Consider the following 17976-nt stretch of genomic DNA (forward strand, 5'->3'; position numbering starts at 1 on the left):
GCCCCGCCCGCTCCGGCTCCTGCCCCGGCACCCGGCCCGCCCCACCTGCCCTCGACGGGCGGGTGGGGCGTTGTCAGTGGCCCCCGGTAAGTTCGGATCAGTTGCCCGGCGCGGTCGGGCGAAGCAGTGTGAAAGAACCTGTACCGGAGGTTGTAGACGTGACCCAGATGCTGCCCGAGTCCTGGCTCCCCGTCCTCGGCGGAGAGCTGGAGCAGCCCTACTTCAAAGAGCTCACCGAGTTCGTAGAGAAGGAGCGGGCGAACGGGCCGGTCTACCCGCCCCGAGAGCAGGTCTTCGCCGCCCTGGACGCCACGCCGTTCGACAAGGTCAAGGTCCTCGTCCTCGGCCAGGACCCGTACCACGGCGCCGGCCAGGGCCACGGCCTGTGCTTCTCCGTGCGGCCGGGGATCAAGACCCCGCCCTCGCTGCGCAACATCTACAAGGAGATGAAGGAGGAGCTCGGCCTCCCGGTCCCGGACAACGGGTACCTGATGCCGTGGGCCGAGCAGGGCGTCCTGCTGCTCAACGCGGTCCTCACCGTCCGCGAGGCCGAGCCCAACTCGCACAAGGGCAAGGGCTGGGAGAAGTTCACCGACGCGGTGATCCGCGCCGTGTCCGAGCGCCCCGACCCGGTCGTCTTCGTGCTCTGGGGCGCCTACGCCCAGAAGAAGATCCCGCTGATCGACGAGGAGCGGCACGTCATCGTCAAGGGCGCCCACCCCTCGCCGCTGTCGGCGAAGAAGTTCTTCGGCTCCCGGCCCTTCACGCAGATCAACGAGGCCGTCGCGGCCCAGGGCCATGAGCCGATCGACTGGCGGATCCCGGACCTGGGCTGACGCCCCACCGCGCCTCGGCGCCATTGCCGGTGCCTCCGGCTAGCGTTTCGACGAGCAGACCGGAGCAGGTCTGGCGGATCGAGCCGGAGGCCGCGGTGACTGAGCAGCAGGAGGCGTCGGAGGACGCCGTCATGACCAGGATCGGCCAGGCGGTCATCCTGCTGCACGCCGGGGACCGCGAGGAGGCCCGCAACCGGCTCGGCGAGATCTGGGCCGAGATCGGCGCCGAGGGCGACTCCCTCCACCGGTGCACGCTCGCGCACTACATGGCCGACGCCCAGGACGATCCCGCCGACGAGCTGGCCTGGGACCTGCGGGCCCTCACCGCCGCCGACGGGCTCCGCCCGGGGGAGGAGCCGGGGCTGCCGCCGGGCCGGCGGCCGGGCCACGGGGTGAGCCCGACGCCCGGCGAGGGGCCGGGCCGGGCGCCCGGCGAGGGGGCGGGCCAGACCATCGGCGAGGGGGCGGGTCAGGGCGTGGGCCAGGGGGTGCGCCCCGGGCCCCAGCAGGCCGTCCGGGTGTTCTACCCCTCGCTGCACCTCAGCCTCGCCGCCGACTACGTGAAACTCCGCCGGCCCGAGGCCGCCCGGGTCCACCTGGCCCGGGCCCGGGCCGCCACCGGCGCCCTCGCCGACGACGGCTACGGGAACGGGGTCCGGGCCGCCATCGCCCGCCTGGAGCGGCGGCTCGCGGCGGAACCCGGCGAGGGGCCCCGCCCGTTCCCCGAGCAGTATTCGTAGCCGCCCCGCGCGCGCGGATTCCCGTACGGACGCGGGGCGGCGGTCAGTCGTCGTGGACCCCCGCGCAGATACGGGCCTCCGGGCTGTCCGGGTGCCAGCGGCCGTGCCGGCGCCCCAGGGCGCAGACGTCCGCCGGGCGGACCGGGAGCTCCTTCGCCAGCTCGCGCGGCACCCGCTGCCCCGGCTCCTTCCCGTGGTGCGGGCGGCCCCGGTGGCCCTCGCCGCCGGAACCTCCGCGTCCGTCGGACTCCTCGCGCCCGTCGGACCCCTCTGGACGCCCCTGCGCGCCCCCGCCATGCCGCCGGGGCTCCGGGATGTCGGGGACCGGCGGTACGGCCTCCTCCGCCCCCGTGGCGGCTTCCGCGGCCGGAGCGGAGGCGGGGGCGGACGCGACCTCGGACGCCGCCGGCCCCCCGGGCCGCCCGGACGCGGAGTCCGTGGCCTTCAGCGCCTCCAGGGCGGGCGCCTGGACGACCACCGGCAGGGCCCCGGGCCCGCCGCGCGCCCCGTGACGCGGCGCCGCGCCCGGAGCGGGGGCCCCGGCCGGCCGCGTCGGGGCGGGGGGCACGTGCACACAGCCGGAGACGGCCGAGACGGCGCAGGCGACTCCGAGCAGCAGCGTTGTCGTGGTTCGGATTGGATGCACCCGCGCAACTCTGCTGTGCGAGGAGCCGGTTGCGAACACCCGCGGCCGATATTGACTCCGCACGGGTGACGGCCTCCCGCAGGTGGACCCGCGGCGCCGCCCCCGCGGCGTCATTCGCCGGTGGCACCGTCCAACTGCTCGCGCAGCAGGTCCGCGTGGCCGTTGTGGCGCGCGTACTCCTCGATCATGTGCGTGTAGACCCAGCGCAGGCTGAACACCTCGCCGCGGCGGTGGCTCTCCGCCCGCGACACCAGCTCCAGCGAACGGCCCGCGGCGGCCTGCCGGGCCGCCTCGACCTCGGTGCGCCAGATCCGCTCGGCATCCGCCCAGGTGTCCTCGTCGCCGAAGTGGAAGTCCCCGTCCCGGTCTTCCGGCGTGCAGTACAGCTCGGGCAGCCGCTCGCCCAGCATGATGTCCCGGAACCAGTACCGCTCCACCTCGGCCATGTGCCGTACGAGCCCCAACAGGCTGAGCTCGGACGGCGGGAGGGCCGCCCGCCGCAGCTGTTCGTCCCCGAGCCCCTCGCACTTCCAGAGCAGGGTGGCGCGGTGGTAGTCGAGCCAGCCCTCCAGCATGTCCCGCTCTCCGGCGGTGGTCGAGGGCTCGGGGCGGAGGTGTTCCGTGGAGGTGGTCATGCGGCCCATCCTCGGCGACCGGGACCGCCACCACCAGGGATTAAGCTGCGGAGGTCCCACACGGAACGGACCTGGAGGTTCCCGGTGAAGGTTGGCGTCATCGGACTCGGCGACATCGCCCAGAAGGCGTATCTGCCCGTCCTCACCACCCGGCCGGGCATCGAGCCGCACCTGCAGACCCGCACCCCCGCCACGCTGGAGCGCGTCGCCGGGATCCACCACGTCCCCGCCGGGCAGCGGCACACCGACCTCGACGGGCTGCTCGCCGCGGGCCTCGACGCCGCGTTCGTGCACGCGCCGACCGACGCCCACCCCGAGATCGTGGCCCGGCTGCTGGAGGCCGGCGTACCGACGTACGTGGACAAGCCCCTCGCCTACGAACTCGCCGACTCGCGGCGGCTGGTCGAACTGGCCGAGGAGCGCGGGGTGTCCCTGTCCGTCGGCTTCAACCGCCGCCACGCGCCGGGCTACGCGCAGTGCGCCGACCACCCGCGCGAGCTGATCGTGATGCAGAAGAACCGGGTGGGCCTGCCCGAGGACCCGCGCACCCTCGTCCTGGACGACTTCATCCACGTCGTCGACACCCTGCGCTTCCTGCTGCCCGGCGAAGCCGACCACATCGATGTCCGGGCCGTGGTGCGCGAGGGGCTGATGCACCAGGTGGTGCTCCAGATGTCCGGCGAGGGGTTCACCGCGCTCGGCATCATGAACCGGCTGTCCGGCTCCACCGAGGAGGTCCTGGAGGTGTCCGGCCAGGACAGCAAGCGGCAGGTCGTCAACCTCGCCGAGATCATCGACCACAAGGGCCAGCCGACCGTCCGCCGCCGAGGGGACTGGGTGCCGGTCGCCCGCCAGCGCGGGATCGAGCAGGTCGTCGACGCCTTCCTGGAGGCCGTGGAGGCCGGCGAGACGCTCAGCGCCCGGGACGCGCTGCTCACCCACGAGCTGTGCGAGCGCGTGGTGCTGTCGGCTCTGGAGCAGGCGTCCCGGCCCTGAACGACCGCACCCCGGCCGCCGCGCAGTACACCGCCAGTACGGCGAGGGCCGCGCCCACCGGCCAGTCCCCGAAGCGGACGTAGAGGGTCGTGCCCCGGGCGAGCGGCACCTCGTACAGCGCCGCCGTGCTCGCCGAGGTGGGCAGCGCGGAGCCGAGCCGCTCGCCGGACGGGCCGTAGACCGCGCTGATGCCGGTGAGGGTGGCGTGCACCATGGGGCGGCCGCTCTCGGCCGCGCGCAGTGCGGCGAGCGAGGCGTGCTGGGCCGGCGCCCAGCTGTGCTGGAAGGAAGAGGTCGCCGACTGGGCGATGAGCAGGCCGGCGCCCTCACGGGCGAGGTGCCGGCTCATGTCGGGGAAGGCGGACTCGAAGCAGACGAGCGGGCCGAGCCGGACGTCAGGGCGCCCCGGCAGGTCCATGACCACCGGGGAATCGCCGGGCACCCGGTCCTCGCCGGCCGCCTTGCCGACCGAGGTGGCCCAGCCGAGCAGTGCGCGGGCCGGTATGTACTCGCCGAAGGGGACCAGGCGCATCTTGTCGTACCGGGCGCCGGTGGGGCCCTCGGGGCCGACCAGCACGGCCGATTTGTAGATGCCCGGAGCACCCGACCCGCCCGACCCGACTGCCGCACCCGTCCCGCCCGTCCCGGCCGCCGTGCCCGCCGTACCCGGATCGGCGGCCGGGGGCCGTCGGGCGTCCACGTTGACCAGCAGCGGAGCACCCACCTCCGCCGACAGCACGGCCAGCCGCCGGGCCAGGTCCGGGCGGGCCGTCAGATCCGCGCCCACGCTGCTCTCGCCCCACACCACCAGATCCGGGTGCTGCCCCGCGAGCCCCCGGGTCAGCCGCTCCCCGGCGGCGAACCGCCGGTCCGCGCTGTCCGGGCCGTCCGCGACGAGACCCGGCTGTACGACGGCCACCCGCAGGCCGCCCGACACCTCCGGGCGCGGCACCCACAGCCACACCACCCCCGTCAGCACCGCGCACCCCGTCAGTCCCGCCACCGCCGGGACCCGCGCCCCCGGCGCCACGATCAGCAGCACCACCGCGCAGTTCACCGCCGCCACCAACAGGCTCACCAGCCACACCCCGCCCACCGAGGCCAGCCTCAGCACCGGCGGCACCTGCCACTGGCTCGCCCCGAGCAGCCCCCACGGCCCGCCCAGCCCCTGCCACGACCGGGCCAGCTCCGACAGCAGCCACGCCGCCGGTACGAGGACCAGCGCGGCCCCCGCCCGCCCCCCGGCGCCGTCCCCGCCGAGCAACTCCCGGACCAGCAGGGCCCACGGGATCCACAGCAGCCCCAGCAGCGCGGCCAGGGGCAGCAGGAACACGTGCAGGCTGGGCAGCAGCCAGTGGTGGACGGCCAGGATGAACCCGGCGCCGCCGAGCCAGCCCTCCAGCGCCGCCCGCCGCCCGGTCGGCGCCGACCTCAGCAGCAGCATCCAGGGCACGAGGGCGACGTACGCGAACCACCAGAGCGCGGGCGCCGGGAACGCGAGGCAGGGCAGACCCCCGGCGGCCACCGCGGCCGCCGCGCGCCACCACCGGGCCGGCTTCGAGAGCATCACGCGCCTCCGCTTCCAGTGTGGGACGACCGGGCCGGATCAGCTCGACAGGTGGCGCCACTTCTCGTGCACGGTGACGCGGCTGAACCGCCAGCCCTCGCGGGTGCGGGCCAGCGCGAAGGTGTAGCGCCCGGCGGCGAAGAAGTTGGGCGCACCGCCCGCGTCGTCGGTGCCCGCGTCGGTGCCCGTGCCCGTCAGCCGCATCGGGTTCACGAAATCGGCCCGCACCTCGGCCGAGTCCCCGGGCGAGCCGCCCAGGTCCTCCAGCCGGATCAGCCGGTTGACGATCAGGTGCTGCCGCACGGGGAACATCCGCATGGTCTCCGCGAGCCAGTCCGCGACCTGCCGGGCGGGGCCCTCGACCCCGCCCGCCGAGCTGTAGTCGGCCCGGCCGTCCGGGGTGAACAGGGCGCGGTAGGCCGCCCAGTCCCCGTCGTCCACGGCCACCGCGTACCCCGAGACCACCTCGTCGATGGCGAGGCGGTCCATTACCGTCGCGAGGTCCACACGCTGCGTCATCGGGACAGTGTGGAGGCGCGGGCGGCCCAGGCCAAGGGGCGTGCGCCCACGGGATCTCCGCCGGCCCCGTCAGTGACCGGAATGCGCCTCCCGCTGCCGCACCACGACGAGGAACGCGTCGGTGGCCAGGTCCATCACCACCTCGGCCGGCACGCCCTGTCGCATCCGCTCCGCGGCGTACTCCTCGGCCGGCCAGCTTCCCCTCGGACTACCGGCCGGAAATCGCTCCAACACCACTCGACCCATGGGACACCCCCTGTCGCTTGCCTTCAGGTCTCTTCAGGCACAACGACGCGGAGGCCGCCCGGGAACGTTCCCGAACGGCCTCCGGTTCACGCGTCCTGGTGACGCGAGGGGGTGACTAGGAGCCGGACTCGCCGGCGTGCGGGCTCAGCACGCCCGCGGCGATCAGCGCGAACAGGGCGATGCCCAGCAGGATCCGGTAGATCACGAACGGCATGAAGCTCTTGGTGGAAATGAACTTCATGAACCATGCGATGACGGCATAGCCGACGAAGAAGGCGATCACCGTCGCGAAGACCGTCGGGCCCCAGGAGATGTGCCCCGGCGTCTCGATCACGTCCTTGATCTCGAACGCGCCCGAGGCCAGTACGGCCGGGATGGCGAGGAGGAAGGAGTAACGGGCCGCCGCCTCGCGGGTGAAGCCGAGCAGCAGACCGCCGGAGATCGTCGCACCGGACCGGGAGACGCCCGGGATCAGCGCCATCGCCTGGCAGACGCCGAAGATCAGACCGTCCTTGACGCCCAGCTCCTTCAGCGTCTTGCGGCTGCGGATCGCGCGGTGGCGGCCGCCCTCTTCGTCACGCGCGGCCAGCCGGTCGGCGATGCCGAGCACGATGCCCATCACGATGAGGGTGGTGGCGGTCAGCCGCAGGTCGCGGGCCGGGCCCACGATCGCGTCCTTGAAGACGAGGCCGAGGACACCGATCGGGATCGATCCGACGATCACCAGCCAGCCCATCTTCGCGTCCTGCTCCGAGCGCAGCGCCTTCGTGTACAGCGAGCGGAACCAGGTGGAGATGATCCGCGCGATGTCCTTGCGGAAGTAGATCAGCACGGCGGCCTCGGTGCCGATCTGGGTGATGGCGGTGAAGGCAGCTCCGGGATCGTGCCAGCCGGCGAACGCCGCGGTCAGCCGCAGGTGGGCGCTGGAGGAGATCGGGAGGAACTCCGTAAGCCCCTGGACGAGACCGAGGATTAGGGATTCGAACCAGCTCATGTCGGGGTGCGCTCGTCCTTGTGATCGTCGGGCAGTTCGGGTCCGATGCTAGGGCCCGTGGGAAGCGGCCGTGACCACAGGGGGGTGTTGGGGCGCCTGCTCGCGCGGGACGGGCGGTGCGAAGCGGTGCCGCTTGCGCCAGGCGACCGCCGCGGCGACCGCCCCGGAGACCGCGATGAAGCCGAACGACGCCAGGAACGCCGGGGAACCCGGCGAGGAGGCGCTGGCCCCCGCGATCACGTACGCGGCGGTGTTCGGGACCGTGCCGAGCGCGGTGGCCAGCAGGAACGGGGCCCAGCCGCAACGCGAGACCGCCGCGCAGTAGTTGGCGGCCGCGAAGGGGATCCCGGGGAAGATCCGGACCGCGAGCATCGAGCGGAAGCCGTGCCGGCTGAGCTGGCCGTCGGCCGCCTTCAGCCAGCGCCCGCGAAGGTACGGACGCAACGCCTCCTGGCCCAGGGTCCGGCCGAGACCGAAGGCGATCCCGGCGCCCAGCACCGTCCCGCCGACCGCCGCGACCAGGCCGTACGGGGTCCCGAAGACGGCCCCCGCCGCCAGGTTGAGCAGCGGGCGCGGGACGAACGCCGCCGTGCAGAGCCCGTACACGGCAGCGAACAGCAGCGCCGCCGCGCCGACGGGCAGCCCGGGCGGCCAGCCCTCCGAGAGGATGCGCTGCGGCTCGTACAGCAGCACGCACGCCCCGGCCGCCGCGAGCAGCAGGACGAGCAGCGACAGCCTGGTCCGCGGCGCGAGGAGGAGGGACATCCCGGGAGACTAACCGACGTATGCGGCGCCGCGCCGTAATCTGGGCCGCATGCGGCCGAACGACCAGCGACCCCCGGGTGCTCCGCGCAGCGCCCTCGCCGAGCTGCTGACGCGGCGGCTCACCGAGACGTACGGGGCGGCCGCCGATCCGGAGCAGGCCGGACGCATGGCCGCGTACATGAAGGGCGTCGCGCCCTTCCTCGGGATCCGCACCCCGCTGCGCCGCGAACTGTCCCGGGCCGTGACCAAGGACACCCCGGCGCCGACCGAGGCGGACTGCGCGGCACTCGCGCTGCGCTGCTGGGGCCTCGCGGAGCGTGAGTACCACTACTTCGCGGCGGACTACCTGCGGCGGCACGTGTCCCGCTGCTCCTCCGGGTTCCTGCCCGTGGTCCGGCACCTGATCGTCACCGTCCCCTGGTGGGACACCGTGGACACGCTGGCCGCCCACACGGTCGGCCCGCTGGTGGCCGCCGATCCCCGGCTCGCGGCCGTGATGGACGAGTGGATCGGGGACGACGACCTCTGGATCGCCCGCACCGCCCTCCTGCACCAGCTGCGCTACAAGGCGGCGACGGACGCCGACCGGCTCTTCGCCCACTGCCGCCGCCAGGCGGGCCACCCGGACTTCTTCGTCCGCAAGGCGATCGGCTGGGCCCTGCGCGAATACGCCAAGACCGACCCGCGAGCCGTCCGCGCCTTCGTCGAGGCCGAACGCACCACCCTCTCCCCCCTGTCGACCCGCGAGGCCCTCAAGAACCTCTGACCGGGGGGAAATTCATTCGACGCCGTCGTGGGGCTGGGGGAGGATCGGCGGTATGAGCCGGTTCGCCTTCCTCGCAGTGCCGTCCGCAGTCGCGGACGTGCCGAAGGCTGCCGTGCACGCGGTGGTGCACGCACCCGCCGCACTCGACGGCGCACGAAGCTGACCCTTCCCGGATCGTCCGGCGGACCCCGCAGGGGGAGGGTCGGTTCGCCCTCGGGGTCCCGTCTCCAGTTTCGGAAGCACTCGGGAAGACATCATGGCCAAGACGGCCTTCGTGCGCACCAAGCCGCACCTCAACATCGGCACCATGGGTCACGTCGACCACGGCAAGACCACGCTCACCGCCGCCATCACCAAGGTCCTCGCCGCGCGCGGCGGCGCCGCCTACGTGCCGTTCGACCGGATCGACCGGGCCCCGGAGGAGTCCCGGCGCGGGATCACCATCAACCTCACGCACGTCGAGTACGAGACCGACACCCGCCACTACGCCCACGTGGACATGCCGGGCCACGCCGACTACATCAAGAACATGGTCACCGGCGCCGCCCAGCTCGACGGCGCGATCCTGGTCGTCTCCGCTCTCGACGGCGTCATGCCACAGACCGCAGAGCACGTCCTGCTCGCCCGCCAAGTCGGCGTCAACCACATCGTGGTGGCGCTCAACAAGGCCGACGCCGGGGACCCCGAGCTCACCGACCTCGTCGAGCTGGAGGTCCGCGACCTGCTCACCGAGCACGGCTACGGCGGCGACGCCGCCCCCGTCGTACGGGTATCCGGGCTCGGGGCGCTGGAGGGCGACCCGCGGTGGACGGCGGCGATCGAGGCGCTGCTCGACGCGGTGGACACGTACGTCCCGATGCCCGTGCGGTACACGGACGCGCCGTTCCTGATGCCGGTCGAGAACGTACTGACCATCACCGGCCGCGGGACCGTCGTCACCGGCGCCGTCGAGCGCGGCGGCGTACGCACCGGCGACCGGGTCAGCGTGCTCGGCGGCGACGGCGAGCCCGTGGAGACCGTGGTCACCGGCCTGGAGACCTTCGGGAAGCCGATGGAGTCCGCCGAGGCCGGCGACAACGTCGCGCTCCTGCTGCGCGGGGTCCCGCGCGACGGCGTGCGCCGCGGGCACGTGGTGGCCGCCCCCGGCAGCGTGCGGCCGCGCCGGCGCTTCACCGCGCGGGTGTACGTGCTCTCCGGGCGGGAGGGCGGCCGTACGACCCCGGTCACCAGCGGGTACCGGCCGCAGTTCTACATCCGGACCGCCGACGTGGTCGGGGACGTGGACCTGGGCGAGGCCGCGGTGGCCCGGCCCGGGGAGACGGTCACGATGACCGTCGAGCTGGGGCGGGACGTTCCGCTGGAGGCGGGCCTCGGCTTCGCCATCCGCGAGGGCGGCCGGACGGTCGGCGCGGGCTCGGTGACCACCGTGCTCGACTGAGCCGCCCGCCAGGGCGACCCCGTGGTGGTGACGGCGGACGGCGTGCGCCAGACTGCCGTCACCACTGACGGGTCAAGAGGGGCGGACGGACATGGGCGGCGGCCGGGACACGGCACTGGTGCTCGGCGGCGGGGGACTCACCGGCGTCGGCTGGGAGTCCGGGATCCTCTGCGGGCTCGCCCGCGCGGGCGTGGACCTGAGCCGCGCGGACCTCGTCGTCGGCACCTCGGCGGGCTCGCTCGTCGGCGCCCAGCTCACCTCCGGGCTCCTCACCCCCGAGGAGCTCTACGAGAGCCAGCTCGGCGACGGCTCCGGGGAAGCGGTGGCCAGGTTCGGGGCCGGGCTCGTCGCCAGGTACGCCCTCGCGATGGCCCGCTCCCGGGACGCCACCGCCTACCGCCGCCGGGTCGGCGCCATGGCCCTGGCCGCCGCCGGGGGCGCCGACGAGAGCGAGCGGCGCGAGGTGCTGGCGGCCCGGCTCGTCTCGCACGAGTGGCCCGAGCGGCGCCTCGTCGTCACCGCCGTCGACGCGCTGAGCGGGGAACTGGCCGCCTTCGACCGGGAGAGCGGGGCCGGCCTGGTGGACGCCGTCTCGGCGAGCTGCGCCGTGCCCGGGGTGTGGCCGCCCGTGACGGTGGGACAGCGGCGGTTCATCGACGGCGGGATCCGCTCCGCGACCAACGCCGACCTGGCCGCCGGATACGCCCGCGTCGTGATCATCGCCCCCATGACGCTCGGCTCCGGGCTGGCCCCCTCGCCCGCCGCCCAGGCGGCGCGGCTGCGGGCGGCGGGGGCGCGGGTGCTGCTGATCACGCCGTCCCCGGCGGCTCGCAAGACCTTCGGGCGCAACGTGCTGGACCCGGCCCGGCGGGCCCCGGCGGCCCGGGCCGGGCTCGCGCAGGCCGCGGAGCACGCCGCCGAGGCCGCCGCGGTCTGGTCCGGCCCGGCGGCCTGACAATGGAGGGGTGAGCGACGAACAGATCCCGGTGATCCGGGAAGTGGGCCAGGGCACCGCCAAGCTGATGCCGGACGTGGACCGGGAGCGGGCCTGGCTGCTGACCGTCGACGGGGCCCCGCAGTCGTACGTGGACCTCGACGAGCCGGAGCACCTGGAGTTCGAGTACGTACGCCGGCTCGCGCACGTGCTCGACTGCGCGGCCGAACCGGGCGCCGGGCTGGACCTGCTGCACCTGGGCGGCGGCGCGCTGACCCTGCCCCGCTACGCGGCGGCGACCCGGCCCGGATCCCGCCAGACGGTGGTCGAGTTCGACGCGGGACTGGTGGAGCTGGTCGCGGAGCACCTCCCGCTGCCGGCCGGGGCGCGGGTCACGGTGCACGCCGCCGATGCCCGCGGCTGGCTGGAGGGCGCGGCCGCCGACAGCGCGGACCTCATCGTGGCCGACGTGTTCGGCGGCTCGCGGGTCCCGGCGCAGCTCACCTCCGCCGAGTACGCGAGGGAGGCGGCGCGGGTGCTGCGCCCGGGCGGGGTGTACGCGGCGAACCTGGCCGACGGAGCGCCGTTCGGCTTCCTGAAGGCCCAGCTGGCGAACTTCGGGGCCGTGTTCGGGGAGCTCGCGCTGATCGCCGAGCCGTCCGTACTGCGGGGGCGGCGGTTCGGGAACGCGGTGCTGGTCGCCTCGGACCGGGAGCTGCCGCTGGCGGCCCTGTCCCGGCGGTGCGTGGCGGACGCGTTTCCCGCCCGGGTGGAGGCGGGGGCGGCGCTGGCCCGGTTCGCGCGGGGCGCGCTGCCGGTGCCGGACGCGGCCGCGGTGCCCTCCCCGGTGCCGCCGGAGGGCGCGTTCAGCCTGGGCTGAAGCCCGGGCCGACCGCACCCGCCGCGTCCGCGGCGGTTCAGACCGTGGTGTCGTAGGCCTCGGCCGGGGCGGTGGCGGTCGGTCCCGGGGGGACGGCGGCGGTGGGCTTCGGGGGTTTGCGGGTCATCCTGCGGACGTCCGGGACGAGCAGGACGGCCGCGGTGCCGAGGATGACCAGGGCGGCGCAGCCCCACAGCGCCGAGGTCCGTCCGAAGGCGGTCTCGGCCGGGCCGGCCAGCGCGGTGGCCAGCGGCAGCATCGACACCGAGCCGAACCAGTCGTAGGCCGAGACGCGGGAGAACTTCTCCTCGGGGATCTCCTGGTGCATCGTGGTCATCCAGTTCACGCCGAACACCTCGATGGCCAGCCCGCTGACCAGCATCACGGCGCACAGGCCCCACACCGGCAGGGGCACCGCCAGCCCGGCCGACGGCAGCGCCAGCGGGAACACGCACAGGGTGCCGACCAGCAGCAGCCGGCGGGGCTTCCAGAACATCATCAGGACGGCCCCGGCGATCGTGCCGACGCCGAAGCAGGCCAGGGCCAGACCCCAGGGGGCGGGGCCGCCCAGCCGGTCCCGGGCGACGAGCGGACCGTAGACCGCCTCCGCGGCGCCCACGACGGCGACGACGACGGAGAACTGGAGCACGATGCTCCACAGCCAGGGGCGGGTCTTGACCTCGACCCAGCCCTCGCGCAGGTCGGCCAGCAGACCGCCGCCGGGGGCCCGGCCGGGGACGTGGCTCACGTCCAGGAAGGCCCGCAGGGCTCCGGCGACCGCGAACGCGGCCGCGTCCACCGCCAGTACCCAGCCCGGGCCGATCGCGGCGATCATGGCTCCGCCGAGGGCGGCGCCGCCGATGCCGGCGCCGTTCATCGCCATCCGGAAGAGGGCGAAGGCGCGGTTGGAGTGCTCGCCGGAGACGCTGGAGAGCAGCATCCCCTCGGCGGCCGGGCTGAAGAACGCCGTACCGGTGCCGCAGAGCGCGGTGAGCAGCATCATCTGCCACAGCTGTGGGTCGCCGGTCAGGACCAGGGCGGCGAAGGCGGCCTGCGAGACGCAGTTCAGCGCGTTGGCCGCGACCATCACGCGGTGCCGGGGCAGCCGGTCGGCGAGGGCGCCGCCTATGAGGAGGAAGAGGACGAGCGGCAGCGTACGGGCGGCGGCCACGAGGCCGACGTCACCGCCGGAGCCGCCGGCTTCCAGGACCGCGAACGAGGCCGCGATGAGCGCTCCGTGGCTGCCGAGGTTCGTCACGACGGCCGCACCGGTCAGCAGGGTGTAGTTGCGGCCGGCCCACTCGGGTCTGCGGCGGCGGGGTGCGGACGTACGGAAGGTGTCGCGGGGGGTGTCGGCGGGGGGAGAGCTCACCTGTGGACTATCCCCGCCCCGGGCCGAGAATCCAAACGGATAACCGGCCCGGGGCCTTGGAGTCAGCTGGTGATGAGGCGGACCGAGCTCAGGATCTTCTCGTAGGTCTCCTGCTTGACCTCACCCTCGACGCCGGCGGCGCCGTACAGCACCCAGGTGGCGAAGTCGCCCTTGGTGTTCTTGAAGCTGAAGGCGATGCTCTTGCCGTCGGAGGAGCACTTGTTCTCCTTCGGCACCGGGCTCGCCGTCGCGGTGACGACGTGGCCCTTGAGGCCGGAGGCGGTGGTGTACTCCTTGGGCTGCGTGGACTTCACGACCTCCCGCGGGTTCTTCACCGTCTGCGCGTACGCGGCGAACACCCAGCTCTCGGCGGCGTTCACGGAGGCCTCGGCGGTGTCCTTGGCGCCCTGGGCGCCCTTGGTGCCGGTGCCGGCCAGCGAGGTCGTCTCCTCACTGCCGTTCTTGTCGGAGTCGACCTTGCACCAGTCCTCCTTGAGGAAGGCGGGCGCCGACATCATGACGAAGGCGGAGCCGTCCTTCTTCTTCTCGTCCTCGAAGCCCGTGGACATGCCGGAGCTCGCGACGTTCCACTCCGGGGGAACGTCGAAGACGGTCCCGTGCTTCGGGTTGACGACCACCTTCCAGCCGGGGATGACCGGCTTGATCTCGTCCTCGGAGCGGGGGTTGCCGCTCGGGGCGGCCGGCGCGGCCGAGCTCGGGGGCGCCGAAGAGGCCGCGGCGGGCTTGTCGTTCGCCTCGGTGTTCTTCTTGCCGTCCCGGGTCAGGACGAAGGCGCCCGTGGCGGCCGCCGCCACGACGACCGCGGAGGCCGCGACGATGGCGACCGTCTTGGTGGCGTACGGGCTGGTGCCGCCGCCCCGCGGGGCGGCCGGCTGCTGCGGGGCCTGGCCCCAGGGCTGGGTGGGAGGCGGCGTCTGGTAGCCCGCCTGCGGGTATCCGTAACCGGGCTGCTGCTCGCCGAACCCCGGCTGCTGCTGGTTGTACGGGTTCGGCTGTCCCGGCTGCTGCTGGTACGGGTTCTGTTGCGCGTCCTGGGGGTTCTGTTCGCCCCCGGGCGGCTGCTGCTGTCCTGGCCACATGGCCGGTAACGATAGTGGGACCGGGGGCGGCGGGTAACGGCCGCCCCCGTAACAGGTCTGGTCAAGGACGTCTACTCGTGGGTAACATCGCGTCCCATGAGCGCAGACCAGATGAACGTGGGCGAACTGCTCGCCGCGACCGTGCCGATGGCCCGGACCCTGAACCTCCAGTTCCTGGAGACCACCCCGGAGCGCGCCGTCGTCCGCCTTCCGGACCAGCCCGACTTCCACAACCACGTCGGCGGTCCGCACGCGGGAGCCATGTTCACCCTGGCCGAGTCCGCGAGCGGCGCCATCGTGCTGGCCGCCTTCGGTGACCAGCTCTCGCGCGCCGTGCCGCTGGCCGTCAGCGCCGAGATCGGCTACAAGAAGCTCGCCAAGGGCGTCGTGACGGCCACCGCCACCCTGGGCCGTCCCGTCGCCGAGGTCGTCGCCGAGCTCGACGCCGGCGGTCGCCCCGAGTTCCCCGTCACCATCGCGATCCAGCGTGAGGACGAGGCCGTGACGGGCGAGATGACGGTCGTCTGGACCCTCCGCCCGAACGCGTAGCGGGCCGACGGTGGAGGAGTGCGGGGCCGCGTCCGAAAGGGCGCGGCCCCGCACTTGTCTCTTCCGCCCGATCCGCGGCGGGCGGGATCCCGCGCCGCTAGAGTCCCTCGCACGACGAAGGGGAGGGGTTCGCGTGAACAAGACGGCCAAGGTCAGTGTCAGCCTCGACGCGGAACTGGTGGTGGAGGTCATGGTGCTCGCCGGGATCGGCTCGCCCCAGGACGCGGTGGAAGCCGTCGTACGGGACTACATCGCCCGCGGCCACCGCACCGAGGCGCGGGTCCAGACCCAGGACGAACCCCGCCGGGAACCCGACGCCGCGCGGCGGCCGCCGCAGGGCTGAACCTCGGCGGCGCGGTGGCGCGTCAGGGGCGGGCCCGCGGGGCGGGCGGCGCACAGTGGTCGGCGGGAGCGGTCCGGCGCGGGCCGCTCCCGCCGACTGACGCCGGTCGACTCCGATGCCGACTCCGCGGGGAGCGCCCATGAGCGAGGCCTTGTCCAGACGATCCGCGATCCGGCTGCTCGGGGCGGCGGGCGCCGCGCTCGGGGCGGGGGGCTGCTCCGCCGCCCTCCCGACGGACGCGGCGCTGCGGCGGCCCCCCTCACCCGCCGCGGCCGGGGGCGCCGCCCGCCCCGGGAGCGCGGCCCGCGTCGACGCCCTGCTCGGCCGGCTCACCCTGGAGGAGAAGACCGCCCTGCTGCACGGCGCGCAGGACCCGGCCCCGCTCGGCCAGGCCGGCTACGTACCCGGCGTACCGCGCCTCGGCATCCCGGAGCTGCGCTTCGCCGACGGGCCCGCGGGGGTGCGGGTCGCCCGGCCCGCCACCGCACTGCCCGCGCCGGTCCTGCTCGCCTCCGCCTTCGACCCCGGCCTCGCCCGCGAGTACGGCCGGGTCCTCGGCCGGGAGGGCCGCGCGCTCGGCCAGGACGTCCTGCTCTCGCCCATGGTCAACCTGATCCGCACCCCTTTCGCCGGGCGGAACTTCGAGACCCTCTCCGAGGACCCCCGGCTGACGGCCGACCTGGTCGGCGAACTCGTGCGCGGCATCCAGGACGAGGGGCTCATCGCCGGCGTCAAGCACTTCGCCCTCAACAACCAGGAGCAGGGCCGCGACACCATCGACGTCGTCGCCGCCGAACAGACGCTGCACGAGACCGAACTGCGGGGCTTCGAGGCCGCCGTGGCCGCCGGCGCCGGAGCGGTGATGGGCGCGTACAACAAGGTCAACGGCACCTACGCCTGCGAGAGCAAGCCGCTGCTCGACGAACTGCTGCGCGGCGGCTGGGGGTTCGACGGCTGGGTGATGTCCGACCGGGGCGCCGCCCACAGCACCGTCGCCTCCATCAACGCCGGCCTCGACATGGAGATGCCCGACGGCACCCACTTCGGCGCCCCGCTGCGCGAGGCCGTGCGGGCCGGCTCCGTGCCCGAGGAGGCCGTGGACCTCGCGGTGCGCCGGGTGCTGACCACCATGGACCGGTTCGGACTGCTGACGGACCGCCCCGCCGCCCGCCCCGCGCGCGACGCAGCCGCCGGAGCCCGGACCGCCCGCCGGGTCGCCGCCGCCGGGGCGGTGCTGCTGCGCAACGAGCACGCCACGCTGCCGCTGACCGGGGCCGGCGCTCGGTCCATCGCGGTGATCGGACCGACCGGCCAGGTCCCCTTCGTCGGCGGCGGCGGCAGTGCGCACGTGGTCCCCGACCGGGCGGCCGCACCGCTCGACGCCATCCGGCAGCGCGCCGGGAACGGCGCAACCGTCCGCCACGCGCTCGGCGAGGACGTCTACGGGCGCCCCCTCCCCGCCGGCCTGCTGACGCCCGCCGCCGCCCTCGACGACCGGGCCGTCGCTCCCGGGGGGCGCTGGAGCCACGAGGGCGGCTTCAGCCTCGCCGCCGACGACGAATGGACCCTCACCGTCCACTACACCGGGAAGCGGCCGAGCGTCCGCCTCGACGGCGAGGAACTGTTCCCCGTCCGGGAGGGCGTCGCCGAGGACTTCGCGGGCGGCCTCCTCTCCGCCGCGCCCGACGGCCGCGCCGTCCGCCGCCGCACCCTCGCGCTCAAGGAGGGCCCCCACCGGCTCGCCGTCAGCGCCGAGGGCGGCGAGCGGGGCCAGCGCTTCCGGCTCCGGCACACCACCGGGGCGACCCGGGCCGCCGATCTCGCCGAGGCCGTGAAGACCGCCAAGGCGGCCCGCAGCGTGGTGCTGTTCGCCTACGAGGACGCCACCGAGGGCAGGGACCGTACCTCCCTGGGACTGCCGGGGGGACAGGACCGGCTGATCGAGGCGGTCACCGCCGCGAACCCGCGCACCACGGTCGTGCTCAACACCTCCTCCAGTACGACCATGCCGTGGCTCTCCCGTACCGGAGCGGTCCTCCAGATGTACTACCCGGGCCAGGAGGGCGCGGCCGCCACCGCCGACCTCCTCTTCGGGGACGTGGACCCGGGCGGCCGCCTCACCCAGACCTTCCCGGCCGACGAACTGGCCACCCCCGTCGGCGGCGACCTGCTGCGCTACCCCGGGCTGGGCGGCCGCCAGGAGTACACCGAGGGCGTGTACGTCGGCCACCGCTGGTACGACGAGCGCAAGGTGGCCCCGCTGTTCCCGTTCGGGCACGGGCTCTCGTACACGACCTGGGAGTACGAGAAACCGGTCGTCCGGGCGGAGCGCGGCGGGCTGCGCGTCGAGTTCACCCTGCGCAACACCGGCCGCCGCAAGGGGACGGAGGTGGCACAGGTCTACGTCGGCCCCTCCCCGGACCTGAAGCTGGACCAGCCGGTGCGCGCCCTGGCCGGCTACCGGCGGCTGACGCTGGCGCCGGGGGAGGCGCGGCGGGTGGTGATCGACGTCGATGCCCGGGCGCTGTCGTCCTGGGACCCGGAGGCGCGCGGCTGGGTGCTGGGTTCCGGCCGTCGGGAGGTGTTCGTGGGCCGTTCCTCCAGGGAACTCCCACTGCGGGCAAAGGCTGTGGTGAGGAGCGGATAGGCT

The 17976-nt window shown here is 74.4% G+C and carries 19 protein-coding genes; 10 read left to right on the plus strand and 9 right to left on the minus strand.

What is annotated here, in order from left to right; genetic code table 11:
- Window positions 1-167: 167 nt before the first annotated feature.
- Together IE248_RS08470 and IE248_RS08475 are read left to right on the plus strand one after the other, a co-directional pair.
- On the plus strand, window positions 168-836 hold the full coding sequence (locus IE248_RS08470; RefSeq protein ID WP_037794409.1) for a uracil-DNA glycosylase: 669 nt from the start codon (window positions 168-170) through the stop codon (window positions 834-836).
- A gap of 95 nt (window positions 837-931) precedes the next feature.
- A complete protein-coding gene (locus IE248_RS08475; RefSeq protein WP_190030309.1) occupies window positions 932-1576 on the plus strand; it encodes a hypothetical protein in 645 nt (214 codons plus the stop codon).
- A 43-nt stretch (window positions 1577-1619) separates the two neighbouring features.
- Here IE248_RS08475 and IE248_RS08480 read toward each other — a convergent pair whose 3' ends face one another.
- Window positions 1620-2222, minus strand: a complete 603-nt coding sequence (locus IE248_RS08480; RefSeq protein ID WP_229895184.1) for a hypothetical protein — start codon at window positions 2220-2222, stop codon at window positions 1620-1622.
- Between the two features lie 110 nt (window positions 2223-2332).
- The gene (locus IE248_RS08485; RefSeq protein WP_190030310.1) at window positions 2333-2857 is read right to left on the minus strand and encodes a DinB family protein; all 525 of its coding nucleotides are present in this window, start codon (window positions 2855-2857) and stop codon (window positions 2333-2335) included.
- An 84-nt stretch (window positions 2858-2941) separates the two neighbouring features.
- Here IE248_RS08485 and IE248_RS08490 point away from each other — a divergent pair, with 84 nt between their 5' ends.
- On the plus strand, window positions 2942-3853 hold the full coding sequence (locus IE248_RS08490; protein WP_073796803.1) for a Gfo/Idh/MocA family protein: 912 nt from the start codon (window positions 2942-2944) through the stop codon (window positions 3851-3853).
- Here IE248_RS08490 and lnt read toward each other — a convergent pair.
- The 5 genes from lnt to IE248_RS08510 form a co-directional block, all read right to left on the minus strand.
- Window positions 3792-5420 carry an apolipoprotein N-acyltransferase gene (gene lnt, locus IE248_RS08495; protein WP_190030311.1) on the minus strand — a complete coding sequence of 543 codons (1629 nt, stop codon included), beginning with the start codon at window positions 5418-5420 and terminating at the stop codon, window positions 3792-3794. The genes IE248_RS08490 and lnt overlap by 62 nt on opposite strands.
- A gap of 39 nt (window positions 5421-5459) precedes the next feature.
- Window positions 5460-5939, minus strand: a complete 480-nt coding sequence (locus IE248_RS08500; RefSeq protein ID WP_100580291.1) for a nuclear transport factor 2 family protein — start codon at window positions 5937-5939, stop codon at window positions 5460-5462.
- 69 nt (window positions 5940-6008) lie between these two features.
- Entirely contained in the window at window positions 6009-6185 is a 177-nt protein-coding gene (locus IE248_RS38745) for a DUF8839 family protein (protein ID WP_008742743.1), read from the minus strand.
- Window positions 6186-6300: 115 nt separating this feature from the next.
- Entirely contained in the window at window positions 6301-7179 is an 879-nt protein-coding gene (locus IE248_RS08505) for an undecaprenyl-diphosphate phosphatase (protein WP_073772591.1), read from the minus strand.
- A 48-nt stretch (window positions 7180-7227) separates the two neighbouring features.
- The gene (locus IE248_RS08510) at window positions 7228-7944 is read right to left on the minus strand and encodes a TVP38/TMEM64 family protein (protein WP_190030312.1); all 717 of its coding nucleotides are present in this window, start codon (window positions 7942-7944) and stop codon (window positions 7228-7230) included.
- A 49-nt stretch (window positions 7945-7993) separates the two neighbouring features.
- Between IE248_RS08510 and IE248_RS08515 the strand changes: the two genes are divergently transcribed.
- The 4 genes from IE248_RS08515 (at window position 7994) to IE248_RS08530 (ending at window position 11962) form a co-directional block, all read left to right on the plus strand.
- Window positions 7994-8710, plus strand: a complete 717-nt coding sequence (locus tag IE248_RS08515) for a DNA alkylation repair protein (protein WP_190030313.1) — start codon at window positions 7994-7996, stop codon at window positions 8708-8710.
- A gap of 256 nt (window positions 8711-8966) precedes the next feature.
- The gene (tuf, locus tag IE248_RS08520) at window positions 8967-10148 is read left to right on the plus strand and encodes an elongation factor Tu (RefSeq protein ID WP_037798572.1); all 1182 of its coding nucleotides are present in this window, start codon (window positions 8967-8969) and stop codon (window positions 10146-10148) included.
- 91 nt (window positions 10149-10239) lie between these two features.
- Window positions 10240-11103, plus strand: coding sequence for a patatin-like phospholipase family protein (locus IE248_RS08525; protein ID WP_190030314.1), 864 nt, complete (start codon window positions 10240-10242; stop codon window positions 11101-11103).
- Between the two features lie 67 nt (window positions 11104-11170).
- A complete protein-coding gene (locus IE248_RS08530; RefSeq protein ID WP_190030499.1) occupies window positions 11171-11962 on the plus strand; it encodes a spermidine synthase in 792 nt (263 codons plus the stop codon).
- A gap of 37 nt (window positions 11963-11999) precedes the next feature.
- Here the strand turns inward: IE248_RS08530 and IE248_RS08535 are convergent, their stop codons facing one another.
- The gene (locus IE248_RS08535; protein ID WP_190030315.1) at window positions 12000-13334 is read right to left on the minus strand and encodes an MFS transporter; all 1335 of its coding nucleotides are present in this window, start codon (window positions 13332-13334) and stop codon (window positions 12000-12002) included.
- Window positions 13335-13396: 62 nt separating this feature from the next.
- Window positions 13397-14434: a DUF8017 domain-containing protein gene (locus IE248_RS08540; RefSeq protein WP_037798578.1), complete on the minus strand. Its 1038-nt coding sequence runs from the start codon at window positions 14432-14434 to the stop codon at window positions 13397-13399.
- A gap of 96 nt (window positions 14435-14530) precedes the next feature.
- Here IE248_RS08540 and IE248_RS08545 point away from each other — a divergent pair, with 96 nt between their 5' ends.
- The 3 genes from IE248_RS08545 to IE248_RS08555 all read left to right on the plus strand — a co-directional run bounded on the left by IE248_RS08545 (window position 14531) and on the right by IE248_RS08555 (window position 17973).
- Window positions 14531-14983, plus strand: coding sequence for a DUF4442 domain-containing protein (locus IE248_RS08545; protein WP_073772598.1), 453 nt, complete (start codon window positions 14531-14533; stop codon window positions 14981-14983).
- 190 nt (window positions 14984-15173) lie between these two features.
- On the plus strand, window positions 15174-15326 hold the full coding sequence (locus IE248_RS08550) for a DUF2191 domain-containing protein (RefSeq protein ID WP_073797020.1): 153 nt from the start codon (window positions 15174-15176) through the stop codon (window positions 15324-15326).
- A gap of 139 nt (window positions 15327-15465) precedes the next feature.
- Complete coding sequence (locus tag IE248_RS08555) at window positions 15466-17973, plus strand: glycoside hydrolase family 3 protein (RefSeq protein WP_190030316.1); 2508 nt, start codon at window positions 15466-15468, stop codon at window positions 17971-17973.
- Window positions 17974-17976: the final 3 nt, after the last annotated feature.

Origin of the sequence: Streptomyces goshikiensis (assembly GCF_014650555.1) — a bacterium.
GTDB lineage: Bacteria > Actinomycetota > Actinomycetes > Streptomycetales > Streptomycetaceae > Streptomyces > Streptomyces goshikiensis.

Bases quoted from the DNA above. Each gene is read 5' to 3' on its own strand.
- IE248_RS08470 (WP_037794409.1), top strand. From the start codon at position 168: ATGCTGCCCGAGTCCTGGCTCCCCGTCCTCGGCGGAGAGCTGGAGCAG.
- IE248_RS08485 (WP_190030310.1), bottom strand. From the start codon at position 2,857: ATGACCACCTCCACGGAACACCTCCGCCCCGAGCCCTCGACCACCGCC.
- lnt (WP_190030311.1), bottom strand. From the start codon at position 5,420: ATGCTCTCGAAGCCGGCCCGGTGGTGGCGCGCGGCGGCCGCGGTGGCC.
- IE248_RS08500 (WP_100580291.1), bottom strand. From the start codon at position 5,939: ATGACGCAGCGTGTGGACCTCGCGACGGTAATGGACCGCCTCGCCATC.
- IE248_RS38745 (WP_008742743.1), bottom strand. From the start codon at position 6,185: ATGGGTCGAGTGGTGTTGGAGCGATTTCCGGCCGGTAGTCCGAGGGGA.
- IE248_RS08505 (WP_073772591.1), bottom strand. From the start codon at position 7,179: ATGAGCTGGTTCGAATCCCTAATCCTCGGTCTCGTCCAGGGGCTTACG.
- IE248_RS08510 (WP_190030312.1), bottom strand. From the start codon at position 7,944: ATGTCCCTCCTCCTCGCGCCGCGGACCAGGCTGTCGCTGCTCGTCCTG.
- IE248_RS08515 (WP_190030313.1), top strand. From the start codon at position 7,994: ATGCGGCCGAACGACCAGCGACCCCCGGGTGCTCCGCGCAGCGCCCTC.
- tuf (WP_037798572.1), top strand. From the start codon at position 8,967: ATGGCCAAGACGGCCTTCGTGCGCACCAAGCCGCACCTCAACATCGGC.
- IE248_RS08525 (WP_190030314.1), top strand. From the start codon at position 10,240: ATGGGCGGCGGCCGGGACACGGCACTGGTGCTCGGCGGCGGGGGACTC.
- IE248_RS08530 (WP_190030499.1), top strand. From the start codon at position 11,171: ATGCCGGACGTGGACCGGGAGCGGGCCTGGCTGCTGACCGTCGACGGG.
- IE248_RS08540 (WP_037798578.1), bottom strand. From the start codon at position 14,434: ATGTGGCCAGGACAGCAGCAGCCGCCCGGGGGCGAACAGAACCCCCAG.
- IE248_RS08545 (WP_073772598.1), top strand. From the start codon at position 14,531: ATGAGCGCAGACCAGATGAACGTGGGCGAACTGCTCGCCGCGACCGTG.
- IE248_RS08550 (WP_073797020.1), top strand. From the start codon at position 15,174: ATGGTGCTCGCCGGGATCGGCTCGCCCCAGGACGCGGTGGAAGCCGTC.
- IE248_RS08555 (WP_190030316.1), top strand. From the start codon at position 15,466: ATGAGCGAGGCCTTGTCCAGACGATCCGCGATCCGGCTGCTCGGGGCG.